The organism is Cytobacillus solani (genome assembly GCF_001420595.1).
GTDB classification, from domain to species: domain Bacteria; phylum Bacillota; class Bacilli; order Bacillales; family Cytobacillaceae; genus Cytobacillus; species Cytobacillus solani.
Map to the genome: position 1 here is coordinate 4,185,556 of NZ_LJIX01000006.1, position 16,491 is coordinate 4,202,046.

The following is a 16,491-nucleotide window of genomic DNA, read 5'->3' on the forward strand; positions in this document are numbered from 1 at the left end:
ACCAACTGTTCTATTTTTTCTAGTAGCTTCATTTTTTTATTATTTATCAAAAGTATTTTTACCCATTTCTTGTTTTAAAAAGAAGGTAAATAAAGTATGGTGCACCTATGCTGGCTGTAAATACACCTGCAGGAATCTCAAGCGGAGAAAATAGTGTCCGACCAATCAAATCGGCGATCATCACAAGAATTCCACCGATTAATGCTGATGCTGGAAGCAGTGCCCCGAAAGAGGATCCTACCAGCCTTCTAGCCATATGGGGTGCCATTAAGCCAACAAAGCCAATTCCCCCAGCAAATGCTACTGAACCACCGATTAAAGCGGTGCTAACCATAAGAAGGAGAAATCTATATCGTTGAACATTGCTTCCTACTCCAGTGGCAATATCGTCACCAAGTTCCTGGATATTTATATTTCTAGCTAATATGAATGCCACAACACACAATACTAAAATCCACGGAACTAATATAGCTACATTACTCCAGTTTGATCCGTACACGGTACCTGTAATCCAAATATTCGCTTGACTCGCTTGATAGATTGGACCTAGAAGCATCATAAGTGTAGTCAATGCTTTCATTAAGCTGTAAATGCCAATTCCAATCAAAACTAAACGAATCGGTGAAACGCCATCCTTCCATGACAGGAAGTAAACAAGAAATGCAATGATAGTCGCTCCAGCAAAAGCCGCGACCGGAAGCCATTGGATACTCACAGTTAAAGCATTGCTTTCATCACTAAAAATAGCTAAGAAGCCAACAACTGCTACGGATGCCCCGCCTGTAATCCCTAAAATATCCGGAGAAGCGAGCGGATTCCGTATAATTCCTTGAAGAATTCCACCTGCTACCGCCAGACCGATTCCAACCATTAATGACACGATAATTCTTGGTAAACGGAAAGATTGGACAACAAGCTGTTCCATATCTGAGCCGCCTCCAAAGAAAACTTTCACTACATTTATTGGGCTAATCCTCATCTCACCAGTTCCTGTACTAAAGATGAATACACCAGCCATAACGAGTAATAATAAGATAACAACTGTTAACGCTTTTCGATCAACTAAAAAAGAAACTTTCTCTTTAAAAACACGAAAATTTTGATATTTCCTCATTATTTATTGAACCCCTTTCTTGCGATATATACAAAAAAAGGAGTTCCGATAACAGCTGTCATTACACCAACCGGCACTTCCTGCGGCATAATAATAAACCGAGAAGCAGTGTCAGCTATAAGAAGCAGCATTCCGCCAAAGAGAGCTGAAAATGGAATCACCCAGCGGTGGTCAATTCCTACAACTGCACGTGTGATATGGGGGATGACAATTCCTATAAAAGCAATTGGACCTGCTACCGCTACTGCTCCTCCAGATAAAAGGACGATAATCAGCCCGGACCATATCTTTAGCATGCCAGTCTTTAATCCCAGACCCTTTGCAACATCTTCACCCATTGATAGGACATTTAACTTATTAGAAATAAGCAGAGCTAAGCCCCATCCTACTATTAAGTATGGCAGAACAGAAAGTAGTGTTTCCAGCTTTCGGCCAGATACAGACCCAGCTAGCCAGAATAGAACTTGTTCAAGTGCCGTTTCATTAATGACAAGAAATCCCTGAGTCATCGATGCAAACATAGCACTCATAGCCGCTCCTGCTAATGTAAGCTTCATCGGGGTTAACCCATCCCTGCCAATAGATCCAATAATATAAACAAGAAGAAAAGAAACAGCTGCCCCAAGAAAAGAAATCCATGTAAAAATCTGAAGATTGCTCAAAGAAAAGAGTGTAACTGTTATGACAACCGCAAAACCAGCACCAGCATTGATCCCAAAAATCTCAGGAGCTGCCAGTGGATTTTTCGTTATTGTTTGTAATAAGACACCTGCAATTGCAAGGCTTGCTCCAACTGCAGCAGCAATAAGCGCTCGTGGCAGCCTGACTGTTTGGATAATAAGATGTTCATTTGACCCATCAAAGGATGTAAATGCATCAATCGCCATCTTCCAGGTTGTATCTGTATATCCATATACAATACTTACACACATTAATAGTAATAAGAGGATCACAGCAAATAATAAGCCGCTCCATTTTTGCAAATTTGATTTTAATAACATAGCGGAACCGTTCCTATCTAAAAATAAATGTATTCCCTTTTTCAAGTCTATTAGAAGGAAAACTACATGTCAATGAGTTTGAAAATCATTTTCAATTAAATATTGACATATTTGCGAAGGGAAATTATGATAAATTAGTAATTGAAAATCATTATCATCGGTATAATAAATTAGGAGGTCCCAACATTGAAAAACATTAAATTTTTAGTTGCTATTATTTCAATTATGTCCCTGCTCCTATTAGCAGCATGTGGAAATAATAAAGATGAAAAAGCAGAAAAGAGTAACGATAATATAACCGCTGGGGATTCAGGCTACACAGTTGAACATGCGATGGGTTCAACCACAATTAAAGACACACCAAAGAAAGTGGTTATTCTAACAAATGAAGGTACAGAGGCACTTATAGCTCTTGGGGTAAAACCAGTAGGAGCCGTTCAATCATGGACAGGTGACCCATGGTATCCGCATATTGCTGATGAGTTAACGGATGTTCAGGTTGTTGGTACAGAGAGTGAAGTGAATGTAGAAGCAATAGCAGGTCTTCAACCAGATTTAATTATTGGAAATAAAATGCGTCAGGAAAAAATATATGAACAGCTAAGTAAAATTGCTCCAACTGTGTTCGCAGAAACATTACGTGGAAATTGGCAAGAAAATTTTGAGCTGTACACAAAAGCATTAAATAAGGAAGAAGAAGGGCAAAAGGTCATTGATAACTACAATCAGAGGATTGCAGATTTAAAAGAGAAACTAGGAGATAAAGTCAATCAAAAAATATCTATGGTCCGCTTTATAGCTGGGGACGTCCGAATCTACCATAAAGATACCTTCTCTGGCGTAATATTAGACCAAATCGGCTTTGCCCGTCCTGAAAGTCAAAATGTTGATGACTTCGCAGAAACAAATGCAACGAAAGAACGAATCCCAGCAATGGAGGGAGACGTACTTTTCTACTTTACTTACGAAACAGGTGACGGTGAAGCAAGCAATCTTGAAAAGGAATGGCTTGACGATCCATTATTCAAAAATTTAAACGTTGTTAAAGAAGGAAAAATCCAGAAAGTAGATGACATCATTTGGAATACTGCTGGCGGAGTAAAGGCTGCAAACTTAATGCTAGATGATATCGAGAAATACTTTCTAAAATAATGATAATCCTGCCCGCAGATACTGCGGGCTCTTTTTTATTTTCATTTATTCTCCTATCTTTTTTGGGTACGATTCATAACTTTTCCAATTACGGTAACAATAATTGTAATGCCAAAACTGACGGTGATCATGAATGAAAAGATGGTTAAATAAAAAACAAAATGAAACGAAACCAAATAAAGCAGACTGGGAAAAAACATTAGAAAAGTCGAATGACTTTACCAGATCTAATTATATAAATCAAAAGAGTAATGTTCACTTTTGCCTTACCTTCATAGCTACATTAGTAGATGAGCAAATCATCCAACAAGGCGTCCTCCCCTATTTATTAGAAGGAGAGCTGAAAACGCTTGAGGATATTAAAAAGACTGTACCATCCGCTGATGTAGAAATATCTAATGATCAAACGGTAATTGATAAAAAAATACTCAATGGGTATATTATGCTGACAATTGATTCTGAACCAGAGCATTTTGCATTTATTGCAACCCAAAAAGAGATTGTCCGCAGCTTAAGTCCTCCTGAAATCGAGTTCTCTGTCATTGGACCAAAAGAGGCATTCGTTGAATCCCTAGGACAAAATTTAAACTTAATTAGGAAGCGATTGCCTGTAAAAGAGCTAATTATCGAGGAATACACCCTAGGCAGCTTATCACAAACAAAGGTTGCTGTCTTATATATGGAAGGGATTACAAACGAAGATAATATAAATACAGTAAAACAGCGAATAAGTGAGGTTGAATTTGATGCAATTACGGATAGTTCCTATATCGTTCAGTTAATTAGCGATAATTCCAACTCTCCTTTTCCGCAATTATTAGATACAGAACGTCCCGACAGGATTGCAGGCATTTTAGCTGAGGGGAAAATTGCGATTGTTGTTGACGGTTCACCGCATGTTCTGATTGCACCAACCACTTTAATTGAATTCTTCAGTTCATTTGAGGATTACTTTTTAAATTGGATATTAGCTTCCTTTTTCAGATTAATAAGGGGATGTGCAGTATTATTCTCCTTACTCGTTACGCCCATTTATGTCGCAGTTCTTTCTTATCATTATGAATTAATTCCAAAAGATTTATTAGGAACCCTCGTTACTTCAAGGAGACAAATTCCATTGCCTCCAATACTTGAAGCTTTATTTCTTGAATTGACGATTGAACTCTTAAGAGAAGCGGGAGCAAGGCTCCCGACAAAAGTCGGACAGACTATCGGTATCGTTGGAGGAATTGTAATCGGGACAGCATCTGTTGAGGCAGGGTTAACAAGTAATGTTCTTCTTATTATTGTCGCCCTAGCCGCGCTCGCTTCCTTTACAACACCCGTATATAAAATGGGCAACACGATCCGTCTATTGCGCTTCCCCTTTCTCATTTTCGCAGAGCTTTGGGGTTTACTTGGCATTGTATTCGCCTTCTGTATTATGCTAACCCATTTAATTCGCCTGACTTCCTTAGGACGGCCCTTTTTAGAGCCATTTTACCCGCCTAGGGCAACAGACTTAAAGGATGCTTTTATCAGACTTCCATTTAATAAACAAACACTGCGTCCACTTTTTTTAAGAACAAAAAATCGCACCCGTTACAATAAAAAGAAAGCGACGGAAAAGAAGGATATTGATGAATAGGCTTGGAGGTGACACATAATGCCTAATCTGCCAATTGAGGATAGATTTAAGATATCTCCATTTCTTGTGTTCTATATGATCACTTCGATGCAAATTGGAATTGGCGTTCTCGGATATCAGCGGCTGATTGCTCAATATGCTAATGAAGATGCATGGATATCGGTTCTAATCGCTGGGTCATTAATCCATATTATTGTCTGGATGATGTACAAAATTATGGAAACGGTTGATGGTGACCTCGTCACTGCACATATATACGTAGCAGGAAATTTTATTGGGAAGCTTTTAAGCACGTTTTTTGTTTTTTATTTTTTCACCTATTCTTTAACCATCCTGCGCTCCTATCTTGAGGTCATCCAAGTTTGGATGTTTCCAACGATGAGCATTTTCTGGTTTACGCTAGCTTATTTGCTTCTCTGTATCTACATCATTTATGGAGGATTCCGAACAGTGGTAGGCATTGCCTTTTTCGGCATTGTGTTACCTGCCTATTTATTTCTTATATTTGGATTCAATTTAAAGTTTGCCAATTTTGAACATCTATTGCCCATATTGGATAACTCCTTTAAAGATATCTTATTGGGGTCCTATCATATGTCGCTCACCTTCATTGGGTTCGAAATTGTTTTATTCTTTTATCCATTCATTAAGAACCCGCAAAAGTCAAAAAAATGGGCACATCTAGCTATATTGACAACAACTCTTCTATACACGGGATTAATGATGTTGACACTCTCTTTTTTTTCAGAAGAACAGCTGAGAAAATCCATATGGGCAACATTGACAATGTGGAAAATTGTACAAATGCCATTTGTTGAACGCTTTGAATATATTGGCATCGCTACATGGAGTTTAGTCATTCTTCCGAACTTTTGTATTTCTTTATGGGTTGCCTCAAGACTGCTAAAAAGAATATTTAATTTACAGCAGAAAAAAGGAGTTTTTTTAATCTCCATTACCAATTTAATTGTGATTAATTTTATTGATACACGCGAACAAGTAGGACTTATCAATGATTACACAGGAAAAGCAGGATTCATCTTTACCTTTCTCTACATCCCCCTCTTGCTTGTTATGGTCTTAATTGTTAAGAAGGTGAAAAAAAAATGAAAAAACTATTCTTTATCCCTATCTTTTTGATGTTATTTACTACTGGTTGTGTCCCAAAATCGATTATAGATGATATTAATATTGAAGCTGCTTCTGCATTCGATGAACTCGAAGATGATACATTTATTGGCACCGTCCTTATTCAAGAATACCTTCCTGATCAATCAACAGAGAATAAGACGTTTACAGCAACAGCAAATTTAAGAAGAGATCTTCTTTTAAACATCCAAAGACAATCTTCCGAACCCCTTCACCTTGGCGGATTAATGGTGACCATTTTTGGTGATAAGCTTGCTGATAGAGGTATTATAGATTTCGTTGATAACTATCAGAGAGATCCCAGCATTGGTGCAAGAAATTTCCTAGCAACATCGTCAGGGAGTGCTTTGCAAATTTTAAAAGGGGAATACGGTCCACGCGGAAACTCAGACTATCTGAATAACCTGATTGAACATAATATGAGGTATAGGGATCTTCCAGAAACAAACCTACACATCTTTATACGAGATTATTATACAAAAGGAAAGGATCCATACCTTCCAGAATTACGCCAAATAAATAACAAAGAAGTAGAAATTAGTGGATTAAGTCTATTTAAAAAGGATCGGGAAGTCCATGTCCTGCCAACAGAGAAAATGTTTTTCTTTAAACTGCTTGCAGATAGGCATAGCAATGGCAGTTTTAAAGTGGATTTAGGAATAGACAAAGAAGCAGAAATTAAAAGTATCGCTTCCAAACGTAAAATAAAACTATCAAAAAAATACCCTTCTCAAGTAGTGATTCATATCAAAATAAAAGGGGTAATCCCAGAATATACCGGTGATAAAATCACACCACAAATCGTGAAAGAAGTAGAGAAGGCACTCGAAAAAGAGGTAAATAAAGAATGCTTAAGTTTAGTAAAACAATTTCAAGAACAGGGTATTGACCCCATTGGTTTCGGCTTTTATCATAGAAAACAAATTAGAGGCTATGACTTTAAAAAGTGGGAAGAGGATTATAAGAGACTAACCTTTAAGATCAAAACAGATGTGAATATTGTAGAAACTGGCGTAGTTGAATAAGAGCGGAGCCTGCTTTAGGCGCCGCTCTTTAATCATTGTTTGAGAACATATATTTTTTATGATGATAACTGATTGAAAAGATTAAACTCATTGCTAGCATATTCCCCATCAAAGAGCTGCCGCCGTAGCTGATAAATGGCAGCGGAATACCTGTAATCGGCAGCAAGCCGATGGTCATTCCAATATTTTGAAAAACGTGAAAGGTAATCATGCTAATAACACCTATACAAATGTAAGTATAGAAATTATTTTTTGTTTCCATCCCCACCCTCGTAATATGATAAATGAGTAAGAAGAACAAACTAACTAAAATGCTTGCCCCAATAAAACCAAATTCTTCGCCAACAATGCTGAAAATGAAGTCAGTATGACTCTCCGGTAAATAAACTTCCCTCGTTCCATAGCCTTTTCCAGTTGTTTCTCCTGAACCAATGGCAAGAAGAGATCTCGTTAATTGAAACCCTGTCGAACTCTGATAATTATAAGGATCGATCCATGAGTAGATCCTGGCGAATTGATATTCCTTTACGCCTAGATATTTCTCTAAAATATCAGGCTGCCAGAGTACAAAATAGAAAATAACAGAGATCAGGGTAATACCTGTGCCGAAAATAGGTGCAAGCAGTTTCCACGTAATGCCGGAAATAAAAATCATTCCGAGCATGATGGCAATGAACACGAGACCCGTTCCAAGATCCGGCTGCTGCATTACTAGTAAAAGCGGCAGCATCGTGAATAGCCCGATTTTCACGAGCAGCCAAAGATCCGTTTGTATTGTTTTAATCCGATTCTTTTGATGATGATCATCAATGACCTTCGCAAGCGCCAGAATGATAAAAACTTTAACAAGCTCGGATGGCTGGAGCGACCCCATGCCAGGCACCCTGAACCATGCCTTTGCCCCATTGATGACAGGGGCGATACCGCTTGGAGCTACAATTAAAAAACCGAGCAGGAATAATCCAAAGCCATACGCATACCAAGATATTTTTTTTAGCTGATCTGAATCCAATGTGATGACTGCTGCGATAATGCCTGTGCCTACCATATACCAAACTATTTGCTTTAAGAGAAAATTCTCTTTATATTGTCCTGTCGTCTGGGCACTATAAATCGAAATGCAGCTAACCAAAAATAATAAAAATAAGATTAATATTAACCCAAAATCAAGCCGAGGGGGTGATGCTGTTTTATTTGAAGTCATATCGTTCTCCCGTTAATAAAAGATCATAAAAAGACGGGTCCAGCTATGGACTCTCTCCTTTGTCCAAAGTTCAATTATATTTTTTACAGGAGCAAATCTCAACTATGAAAATGTGAATGGTGATAATTTCTAATCAACATTTTTATTTTCTGAAATATTTCTCCTGAACGTCATTTCTCATCCATTCTATATTATTTGGAACTTGCGGGATAAAATACCCAATGAATAACGGGGTTGTAATAAATCTCGGAACAATTTTTGCATAAATTTGCCCATTCCATTCGTAAAAAAATAAATTATAGCTGCTGCAGCTAAAAGGAAAGGCATGCAAAATATAATGGGCGGCTGTTTGAATATAAATAGCAAATGCTTGAATATCTTGAATATCCCCTAGCTTCACATTAAACTCATAGAAGCCCACTCTTGGAGCGGTAGAAATCGAAAATATCGTCCCATTCTTCTCAGCGATTGTTATTCCCTCAAAATCACTCGCTTGAACCTTTTCTTGATAATTTAGATGGTTTAATCCAATAATTTGCATATGAGGATGTGCGATCGTTCCTCCGGATAATGGACCATGATTTTTGAAGAATATGACCGATTGAAATTCACCAGATTGTGTCATTCCTAGCCAATGGGTTAAACCAAAACGAATCAGCTTTAGTAAATGTTCCTCTGGATACATAGATAGTTCCCCATCACATTGATCCGTTTCTATCAAAACGGTTTGATACGTATCTTCTAAAACAGGAAATTTATTTTTTAATAAAATAATTGGACCGTCAACTGCTATTAAATCTGTCAGCTGATCTCTTGCACAAAAAGGGCAGCTTTGCTCTTTATTGCGAATACTATTCGGCTTCTGTCTGCCAATGCCAGTATTAAAGTGTAAATGTGTATTCGTCATTTTCCCCCACCTGCTTTTCTATCTGTCTAACTTTATTTTAAAACTATGTGGAAGAATTGGCGAGAAGAAAGCTTTTATAGCTTGATTGAAAAATGTTTGTCAGGCACATAGATGCAGAAAAAAACGCACCATAAGATGCGCTTTTTCTCTATTTATTCAACTGTTACTTCAACCTCTGTATGTTCATGAAGTCCAGCATCATTTTGAACATGAATTGTTATTGTATATGTTCCGCCAGAAGGGAATTGGTAATCAGATTTATATTCTCCATCAGTCGCTTCCTCCATATCTACCCAAGCTGGATTCGAACCTTGCTGTGTAATTTCTAATCGAACCCTTGCATCTGTAAGAGGGCTATCATCTTTTTCCAAAAGAACAGCCAACGGAGTTTGACCTTTTGCTTTGATTACTTCCGGCTTTTCTAACTGAATTTCAACTTCTCCATGATGGTGATGCCCCTCTTCAGCTGCATCTTCGCTATGCTCATGTAGACCTTCCTCAACTTTGCCAATCTGGATTGTCTCCGTTGGCATTGTATGCATGTCTCTTGCAGTTACATGGGATTGAACGTGATAGAGTCCATCTTCTAAAAATGTATAGGTAATCGTATACTTGCCATTCTCAGAATGCTTGGCTTCTACCTTTTCACTTGCATCCTTTTTGCCTTCCTTCCAAATTTCAAATTTCACTTCACTCGCATCTTCAACTGGTTTCTTTCCCTGTGAAACCGTTACAGCAATAGCAACTTCTGCATTCGGCTCTCCTTTTTCGGGCAATTCGATTACCGCATCGATTGGTGCCGGAGCTTCTTCTTTCTTTCCGCTTGTATGATCTTCACTTGTTTGCCCACACCCTGCTAAAAATATAAAGGCCATAAAAATGGCAAAGATTGTTTTTTTCAAGTTAATTCCTTCTTTCTTTTTAAATGACTATCTTTACTAACGTAACTATACATGGGAGTTGTGTTAAAAGAATGAAATAGACGCTATTAGTCCTCTAAACATTTTGAACAAATTGTGACAACATCATACAAAAGTCAACAAAACTTGATAAAACATAACATAAATCACAGTGGATTATCCATAAATTCTGTATTTTATTAAAGGAGCAAGGGAGGGTGATTATGATACACGAAAAGACTTATTCGCCAGATGAAATTGCAAAAATGTTTAAGATTTCCAAAAATACGGTTTATGAGCTGATTAAACGCGGAGAGCTCCATGCTTTTAAAGTGGGAAATAAAATGAGGGTTGTGGAAAGTGAGATTAATAGATTTAAGGATGCTGGCAGACCATCTCCTGCTCTTGAATCAGCAAACACTCCCTTTCAAGAGCAGTTATTACATATTGCAGGCAGCCACGATTTTTTAATTGAACAGCTCATCAAGTATATAACGGGCCAATCACCTGCACTCACCATTCAGCCAACCTATATCGGAAGTCTCGAAGGCTTAATGATGCTTTACAAAGGAAACTGTGACATCGCGGCAATGCATTTGTTAGATCCTACATCAAAAGAATATAATCTCCCTTTTATCCGGCAGCTCTTCATTCATGAAAGAATTACCGTATTGCGGCTTGCGGGAAGAGAGCAAGGCTTAATTACTGCAAAGGGAAATCCGAAAGGCATTCTTAGCATTAAAGACCTTACGAGGAAAAATATTCGTTTTGTGAATCGTCAAAAGGGTGCAGGAACCCGCTTTCTATTTGACTCACTGTTAGCAGATGAAAATATTAATCCTTTTGATATTGTCGGCTATGAACTTGAGGAATGGAATCATTTAGCGACTGCTTCCTATATTAGCGGTGGAATAGCAGACGCAACTTTTGGCATTCGTTCTGCTGCAAATAAGCTGGATTTACACTTTATTCCGATCGCAAAGGAAAAATTTGATCTCGTGCTCCGATGGACGAATAAGAACGAGAAAGCATTGGAGCACTTAATCGATATTCTGCAGCTGACTGATTTTAAAGATAGCATCTGCAGCACTGAAGGCTATGATGGTACTGAACTAGGACAAATCATGTATGAAACAAAAGTTTGGAGGAAAACGAAATGAAGTTAAAACAAATTTTCTCACTCAGTTTGATCGCAATGCTCATTTTCATGATGACAGCATGCTCAAATTCGACAGATGAGACAAGCAGCAAACAAGAAGAACAGCCAAAAGCAGCTGAAGAGGTTAAGGATTTAATATTAGCAACAACGACAAGCACCCAGGATAGCGGCTTGCTTGATGTATTAATTCCAATGTTTGAAGAAGAAAGTAATACAAATGTACAGCCGATTGCAGTTGGTACGGGGCAAGCGTTAGAAATGGGAAAAAAGGGAGAGGCTGATGTGCTTCTTGTTCACGCACCCGATTCAGAACAAGAGCTTGTTGACAGTGGAGATGCCATCAATCGGAAACGTGTCATGTACAATGATTTCATTCTCGTTGGTCCGGCTAATGATCCAGCAGGTATAAAAGGAATGGAAGTAGGAGAAGCATTCCAAAAGCTATTTAATGATGGAGCTGTCTTCATTTCTAGAGGAGATGATTCCGGCACACATAAAAAAGAGTTAGATATTTGGAAGTCACTTGAACTTACACCTGGGGATAATACTAGCTATGCAGAAACGGGACAAGGAATGGGTAATACCCTTCTAGTAGCTGCTGAAAAACAAGGATATGTCATTACTGATCGAGCAACATACTTAGCACAAAAGGAAAGCTTAGATTTAGAAATCCTTGTTGAAGGCGATGAAGACTTGTTAAATATTTACCATGTGATGCAGATAAACCCTGAGAAGCATGACAAAGTATTTAGTGAAGGCGCAGAAAAGTTTGTTGATTTCATGATCAATGAAGAAACACAAAAAGTCATCGAAGAATTCGGCCAAGAAGAATATGGCGAACCCCTATTCTTCCCATACACAGAATAGGGTGCAAGAAACCAACCGTGTACAAATTTACTAGTTTTGTCCACTTGGTGTAGACACATGTTAGAAAGCTGGAATGATTATGGATCTTTTAATAGAGGGTTTGAAAAAAGCAATAGAAATGCTGATTTCAGGTGATCCTGAAATCTTTGAGATTACTTGGCTAACCTTAAGGGTATCCTTAACAGCCGTCTTAATCAGTACATTCATTGGAATACCTGCTGGTGTCATATTAGGTCTGACATCTTTCCCAGGCAGAAGGTTTGTCCTCATCTTGATTAATATCGGAATGGGGCTCCCTCCAGTTGTAGCTGGACTTTGGATTACGATGTTATTATGGCGTTCAGGCCCTTTAGGGTCATTCTCTCTATTATATAGTCCATTTGCCATTATCATGGCGCAAATTCTCGTTTCACTTCCCATCATCATTGGACTTACTTGCAGTGCCTTTCAGCAAATGGATGAAAAAATGCTATTACAAATTAAAGCTCTTGGTGCCACACGGCTTCAAACCGTACGATTGTTAGTAAGAGAAGTCAAAATTGCCATTCTTGCTGCAGTTATTGCGGGATTCGGCCGCGTGATTGCTGAAGTGGGGGCCGCCATGATGGTCGGAGGGAATATTCGAGGCGAAACGCGGATATTAACCACCTCCATCGTCATGGAAGTATCGAAAGGAAACTTCGATGTCGCATTAGCTCTCTCTTTCCTATTAATGAGCTTAGCCTTTATAATCACCTTCCTTTTAACAAATTTACAGCAAAGGAACAGAGTGCGATGAATCCAATGATCCGTCTAGAAAATATTCAATATACGAATAAGGATCGAACGATTCTCTCTGTTCCATCACTTTCTATTACACAAGGAGAAATCCTTGGAATGATGGGGCCAAATGGAGCAGGGAAGAGCACACTTATTAAAATCTTATCCTGCCTGCAAGCCCCGACTGGTGGAAAGCTTTATTACAAAAATGCAGAATTGCCCATTAGCAGAATCCCATTAGAACAAAGAAGGAAATGGGCAGTTGTTCTGCAGCAAACCTTAATTTTTGATACAACTGTATTCCAAAACGTTGCCGCCGGATTAAAAATCCGAAAGGTGCCTAGGTCACAGATTAAACAAAAGGTTGATTTCTGGCTTGAACAATTCGGCATTTCCCACCTTGCCAAGAAAAATGCTCATCAGCTGTCTGGTGGCGAGGCACAAAGAGTCAATTTAGCAAGGGCTTTAATTCTTGACCCTGAAGTACTGTATTTAGATGAACCATTCACAGCTCTTGATTACCCGACTAAAGTGAAGCTGTTGAAAGATTTTAAAGCGATCATCAAACAAACGAAAACAACAACAATTTTTGTCAGCCATGATGTTACAGAGATCCAATTTATGTGTGACCGATTGGCTATTCTAATGGACGGTCACATTGTACAAATCGGCTCAACCGCTAATGTATTGAATAATCCCAATCAATATGCCTCTCCATTCATTCATGATATGAGTCTGCATATTGAATAAAGAAACAGCATAGATTCAAATATGCTGTTTCTTTATTTGATTGGAGGCAAGGATTAGAAATGGGCATTCCTCTTAAAGCTCCGCTTACCGGCTTTCTCTTAACGATTCTTTCAACACTTATCGTGTATATCCTACTCGGATTATCCAGTATAACAGTTATCTGCTTCATTATCGGCATCCTTTTAACCGTTATACATTTTATTAAAGATGAATATGACTACTACAATCTAGCAGAATCGGATACTTCTTCGAAAGGTTAGATTGTATAGAAAAAAATCCTCGCTGCGTCTACAGCGAGGATTTCTCTTATTGAATTAATCTCAAAAACTGTTTGGTTCTTTCTTCTTTTGGAGAAGTAAACATATCCTCCGGCTTTCCTCGTTCCACTATAAATCCGCCATCCATGAAAATGACTTCATCTGCTGCTTCTCTCGCAAACCGCATTTCATGTGTAACAACAATCATCGTCATTCCTTCATTTGCAAGGTCCTTCATTACTTTCAGCACTTCGCCGACGAGTTCTGGGTCTAACGCAGATGTTGGCTCATCGAAGAGCATGACTTTAGGCTCCATCGCTAGCGCCCTGGCAATGCCTACACGCTGCTGCTGCCCACCCGATAATTGGAATGGATAATAATCAAGCTTATCTCCTAAACCAACTTTAGATAAAAGCTGTTCTGCTTTTTTTCTAACAGCTTCCTTGGATTCTTTCTTAACTGTAATTGGTCCTTCCATCACATTTTCAAGAGCAGTCATGTGAGGAAATAGATTATAGCTTTGAAATACCATTCCTGTCAGGCGGCGAAATGGAGGAATGGCTTTTTTAGATACCGAACTGGAAAAATCCAAAGTTTGATCTTCGATTTCTATTGATCCGGAGGTTGGCGTTTCTAATATATTTAGGCATCTAAGAAGCGTCGTTTTACCTGATCCTGAGGGACCAATCACAACAACAACCTTTCCCTTTTCTACTTCTAAATCTATTCCTTTTAATACTTCAAGCTGATCAAATCGCTTGTATAACCCTTTAATACTAATCATTGAAATACTCCTTTATCTTACGAAAAGCGTAAGCGCCTTGACCATCGCCGTACAAACTGGAGGGGCTCCGACTGATATAAAGGAAACACGGTGAGCGTGAGCGAACCGATTTTGACTTATCGTAGGGAGGAGACCCGAAGTTTGATAGGCGATAGGCGCTGTAGCTAGACAATTCTCTGACTCAAAACTTATAAATTCTGATATTTACGAAACAAACCGGTCCATTCTCTTTTCCAATCTTCCTTGAACAATGGATAGAATAAAGCAAATAACCCAGTAGATGAGGGCAACTTCTAAATAGAGAAGCAGGAACTCATAATTGGTTGCGGCAATTTCTTGTGCTCTTCTAAACATTTCTGTTACTAAAATCATAGCTGCTAAAGACGTATCCTTCACTAGACTAATAAAGGTATTCGACAGCGGCGGCAATGAAACCCGCGAAGCTTGCGGAAGAATGATGCGCTTCAGTGTTTGAGGATAGGACATCCCGATTGAATATCCTGCTTCCCATTGTCCTTTAGGTATAGATAAAATAGCTGCACGAATTATTTCAGACGCATACGCTCCTACATTTAATGAAAAGCCGATCACTGCAGAAGGAAATGGATCGATCACAACACCGATCGTAGGCAGCCCATAAAAAATAATAAATAATTGCACAAGTAACGGGGTTCCTCTAATCGCTGATACATAAATCCTCGCAATGATTTGCAGCGGCTTAACTGAAGATATACGTGCAAGAGCCGTTAAAACAGCCAAAATAAGTCCACAAACAAACGTAATGAGCGTTAAGGGAATCGTATATAAAATGGCTCCCTTCAGCAAAGGCTGAAGGGAACTTTGAGCAATATCTATGAGCCGTGAAACGCGCTCTGGATCAGCAATTATACTATTTAAGAACATCTTCACCAAACCATTTCTCTGAGATTTCTAAATACGTTCCATCCTCTATCATTTCTTTCAATGCTTTATTCACTTCATTAATAAGCGTCTCACTTCCTTTTCTAAACATTAAGCCGCTTTGGGAAGCATCATCTAAAGTTGCTGCAATTTCGACCGGTGCATCTGGCTTATGCTTTTTAAAATCCAGAAAAGAAAGATTATCATTAATAGTTACATCTGCTCGTTTGGAGTTAATTAATTCAATCGCTTGGTTAAAGCCTTCAACACCAACTATTTCTGCCCCATGAGATTTTGCGATATCCGCGTAATTGCTTGTCATCGATTGTGCTGCCTTTAATCCTTCAATATTTTCAAAACTCGTAACAGCTTCATTATCCACATGCTTAATCAATACACCTGCAGAGGTAATATACGGATCAGAAAAGTCATATTTCTCCTGACGGTCTGGACGAATTCCCACCTGGTTCGCAACCAGATCAAAACGCTTTGAATCTAAGCCGGCAAACATTGCATCCCATTGTGTTTCCATAAATACCGGCTCAACTCCTAGGCGCTTCGCAACCTCTTTTACAATTTCCACATCGAACCCGGTTAATTCCCCTTTATCATCATGAAACGTAAATGGAGGGTATGTGCCTTCTGTTCCAACTACCAGTTTTCCTTCATCCTTTACTTTTGCCATCAGATCTTCAGTTTGTGTCTCTTGTTTTTCTGCATTGTTGCCTTCAGATTCCGGATTTGCTTTATTTGTACCGCAAGCGGAAATCACTAATACAAAACTAAATAATAGTGCTAATAATGAAAACTTTCTCACTTTTAACCCCTCAATTCCTATAAGTTTTATTGGTATTAATAATATTAGTGTATGTGCACGGTTCTGTCAAAAGAAATATTCTTTCCTTCTTATCTTTTCCAATCCTGTTCTTATTACTAC

Annotated in this window: 17 protein-coding genes; 9 read left to right on the forward strand and 8 right to left on the reverse strand. The window is 38.5% G+C overall.

Annotated features, from left to right (window positions below):
• Positions 1 to 58: 58 nt before the first annotated feature.
• Positions 59 to 1,114, reverse strand: coding sequence for a FecCD family ABC transporter permease (locus AN957_RS22830; RefSeq protein WP_056686165.1), 1,056 nt, complete (start codon positions 1,112 to 1,114; stop codon positions 59 to 61).
• A complete protein-coding gene (locus AN957_RS22835) occupies positions 1,114 to 2,115 on the reverse strand; it encodes a FecCD family ABC transporter permease (protein WP_056686168.1) in 1,002 nt (333 codons plus the stop codon). The genes AN957_RS22830 and AN957_RS22835 overlap by 1 nt, the downstream gene beginning before the upstream one ends.
• A 225-nt stretch (positions 2,116 to 2,340) precedes the next feature.
• On the opposite strand from AN957_RS22835, the gene AN957_RS22840 reads away from it, so the two are divergent.
• The 4 genes from AN957_RS22840 (at position 2,341) to AN957_RS22855 (ending at position 7,068) form a co-directional block, all read left to right on the forward strand.
• Positions 2,341 to 3,267: an ABC transporter substrate-binding protein gene (locus tag AN957_RS22840; protein WP_056687286.1), complete on the forward strand. Its 927-nt coding sequence runs from the start codon at positions 2,341 to 2,343 to the stop codon at positions 3,265 to 3,267.
• A gap of 133 nt (positions 3,268 to 3,400) precedes the next feature.
• Positions 3,401 to 4,894, forward strand: coding sequence for a spore germination protein (locus AN957_RS22845; protein ID WP_053477749.1), 1,494 nt, complete (start codon positions 3,401 to 3,403; stop codon positions 4,892 to 4,894).
• A gap of 18 nt (positions 4,895 to 4,912) precedes the next feature.
• On the forward strand, positions 4,913 to 6,004 hold the full coding sequence (locus AN957_RS22850) for a GerAB/ArcD/ProY family transporter (protein ID WP_053477748.1): 1,092 nt from the start codon (positions 4,913 to 4,915) through the stop codon (positions 6,002 to 6,004).
• Positions 6,001 to 7,068 (forward strand): Ger(x)C family spore germination protein, encoded by a 1,068-nt coding sequence (locus tag AN957_RS22855; protein ID WP_053477747.1) that lies wholly within the window; start codon positions 6,001 to 6,003, stop codon positions 7,066 to 7,068. The genes AN957_RS22850 and AN957_RS22855 overlap by 4 nt, the downstream gene beginning before the upstream one ends.
• Before the next feature lie 28 nt (positions 7,069 to 7,096).
• Here the strand turns inward: AN957_RS22855 and AN957_RS22860 are convergent, their stop codons facing one another.
• The 3 genes from AN957_RS22860 to AN957_RS22870 all read right to left on the reverse strand — a co-directional run bounded on the left by AN957_RS22860 (position 7,097) and on the right by AN957_RS22870 (position 10,081).
• Positions 7,097 to 8,272, reverse strand: coding sequence for an FtsW/RodA/SpoVE family cell cycle protein (locus AN957_RS22860; protein WP_053477746.1), 1,176 nt, complete (start codon positions 8,270 to 8,272; stop codon positions 7,097 to 7,099).
• A 142-nt stretch (positions 8,273 to 8,414) separates the two neighbouring features.
• On the reverse strand, positions 8,415 to 9,179 hold the full coding sequence (locus tag AN957_RS22865) for a DUF4931 domain-containing protein (RefSeq protein ID WP_056686170.1): 765 nt from the start codon (positions 9,177 to 9,179) through the stop codon (positions 8,415 to 8,417).
• 152 nt (positions 9,180 to 9,331) lie between these two features.
• Positions 9,332 to 10,081 carry a FixH family protein gene (locus AN957_RS22870; protein ID WP_056686174.1) on the reverse strand — a complete coding sequence of 250 codons (750 nt, stop codon included), beginning with the start codon at positions 10,079 to 10,081 and terminating at the stop codon, positions 9,332 to 9,334.
• A gap of 221 nt (positions 10,082 to 10,302) precedes the next feature.
• Between AN957_RS22870 and AN957_RS22875 the strand changes: the two genes are divergently transcribed.
• From AN957_RS22875 to AN957_RS22895, 5 genes are all read left to right on the forward strand, one after another.
• The gene (locus tag AN957_RS22875; RefSeq protein WP_245637806.1) at positions 10,303 to 11,238 is read left to right on the forward strand and encodes a helix-turn-helix transcriptional regulator; all 936 of its coding nucleotides are present in this window, start codon (positions 10,303 to 10,305) and stop codon (positions 11,236 to 11,238) included.
• The gene (locus AN957_RS22880) at positions 11,235 to 12,104 is read left to right on the forward strand and encodes an ABC transporter substrate-binding protein (RefSeq protein WP_056686177.1); all 870 of its coding nucleotides are present in this window, start codon (positions 11,235 to 11,237) and stop codon (positions 12,102 to 12,104) included. The genes AN957_RS22875 and AN957_RS22880 overlap by 4 nt, the downstream gene beginning before the upstream one ends.
• 79 nt (positions 12,105 to 12,183) lie before the next feature.
• Positions 12,184 to 12,882 (forward strand): ABC transporter permease, encoded by a 699-nt coding sequence (locus tag AN957_RS22885; protein ID WP_056686180.1) that lies wholly within the window; start codon positions 12,184 to 12,186, stop codon positions 12,880 to 12,882.
• Positions 12,879 to 13,613, forward strand: a complete 735-nt coding sequence (locus tag AN957_RS22890) for an ABC transporter ATP-binding protein (protein WP_056686184.1) — start codon at positions 12,879 to 12,881, stop codon at positions 13,611 to 13,613. Before AN957_RS22885 ends, AN957_RS22890 begins: the two co-directional genes overlap by 4 nt.
• A gap of 59 nt (positions 13,614 to 13,672) precedes the next feature.
• Positions 13,673 to 13,873, forward strand: a complete 201-nt coding sequence (locus AN957_RS22895; RefSeq protein WP_056686187.1) for a hypothetical protein — start codon at positions 13,673 to 13,675, stop codon at positions 13,871 to 13,873.
• Between the two features lie 46 nt (positions 13,874 to 13,919).
• Here the strand turns inward: AN957_RS22895 and AN957_RS22900 are convergent, their stop codons facing one another.
• The 3 genes from AN957_RS22900 to AN957_RS22910 all read right to left on the reverse strand — a co-directional run bounded on the left by AN957_RS22900 (position 13,920) and on the right by AN957_RS22910 (position 16,371).
• Positions 13,920 to 14,654: an amino acid ABC transporter ATP-binding protein gene (locus tag AN957_RS22900; RefSeq protein ID WP_056686190.1), complete on the reverse strand. Its 735-nt coding sequence runs from the start codon at positions 14,652 to 14,654 to the stop codon at positions 13,920 to 13,922.
• Between the two features lie 204 nt (positions 14,655 to 14,858).
• On the reverse strand, positions 14,859 to 15,557 hold the full coding sequence (locus AN957_RS22905; RefSeq protein ID WP_053477738.1) for an amino acid ABC transporter permease: 699 nt from the start codon (positions 15,555 to 15,557) through the stop codon (positions 14,859 to 14,861).
• The gene (locus AN957_RS22910) at positions 15,544 to 16,371 is read right to left on the reverse strand and encodes an amino acid ABC transporter substrate-binding protein (protein WP_056686193.1); all 828 of its coding nucleotides are present in this window, start codon (positions 16,369 to 16,371) and stop codon (positions 15,544 to 15,546) included. Before AN957_RS22910 ends, AN957_RS22905 begins: the two co-directional genes overlap by 14 nt.
• Positions 16,372 to 16,491 lie beyond the last annotated feature (120 nt).

Coding starts and splice junctions, on each gene's coding strand:
- AN957_RS22830 (WP_056686165.1), bottom strand. CDS start 1,114: ATGAGGAAATATCAAAATTTTCGTGTTTTTAAAGAGAAAGTTTCTTTT.
- AN957_RS22835 (WP_056686168.1), bottom strand. CDS start 2,115: ATGTTATTAAAATCAAATTTGCAAAAATGGAGCGGCTTATTATTTGCT.
- AN957_RS22840 (WP_056687286.1), top strand. CDS start 2,341: ATGTCCCTGCTCCTATTAGCAGCATGTGGAAATAATAAAGATGAAAAA.
- AN957_RS22845 (WP_053477749.1), top strand. CDS start 3,401: ATGAAAAGATGGTTAAATAAAAAACAAAATGAAACGAAACCAAATAAA.
- AN957_RS22850 (WP_053477748.1), top strand. CDS start 4,913: ATGCCTAATCTGCCAATTGAGGATAGATTTAAGATATCTCCATTTCTT.
- AN957_RS22855 (WP_053477747.1), top strand. CDS start 6,001: ATGAAAAAACTATTCTTTATCCCTATCTTTTTGATGTTATTTACTACT.
- AN957_RS22860 (WP_053477746.1), bottom strand. CDS start 8,272: ATGACTTCAAATAAAACAGCATCACCCCCTCGGCTTGATTTTGGGTTA.
- AN957_RS22865 (WP_056686170.1), bottom strand. CDS start 9,179: ATGACGAATACACATTTACACTTTAATACTGGCATTGGCAGACAGAAG.
- AN957_RS22875 (WP_245637806.1), top strand. CDS start 10,303: ATGATACACGAAAAGACTTATTCGCCAGATGAAATTGCAAAAATGTTT.
- AN957_RS22880 (WP_056686177.1), top strand. CDS start 11,235: ATGAAGTTAAAACAAATTTTCTCACTCAGTTTGATCGCAATGCTCATT.
- AN957_RS22885 (WP_056686180.1), top strand. CDS start 12,184: ATGGATCTTTTAATAGAGGGTTTGAAAAAAGCAATAGAAATGCTGATT.
- AN957_RS22890 (WP_056686184.1), top strand. CDS start 12,879: ATGAATCCAATGATCCGTCTAGAAAATATTCAATATACGAATAAGGAT.
- AN957_RS22895 (WP_056686187.1), top strand. CDS start 13,673: ATGGGCATTCCTCTTAAAGCTCCGCTTACCGGCTTTCTCTTAACGATT.
- AN957_RS22900 (WP_056686190.1), bottom strand. CDS start 14,654: ATGATTAGTATTAAAGGGTTATACAAGCGATTTGATCAGCTTGAAGTA.
- AN957_RS22905 (WP_053477738.1), bottom strand. CDS start 15,557: ATGTTCTTAAATAGTATAATTGCTGATCCAGAGCGCGTTTCACGGCTC.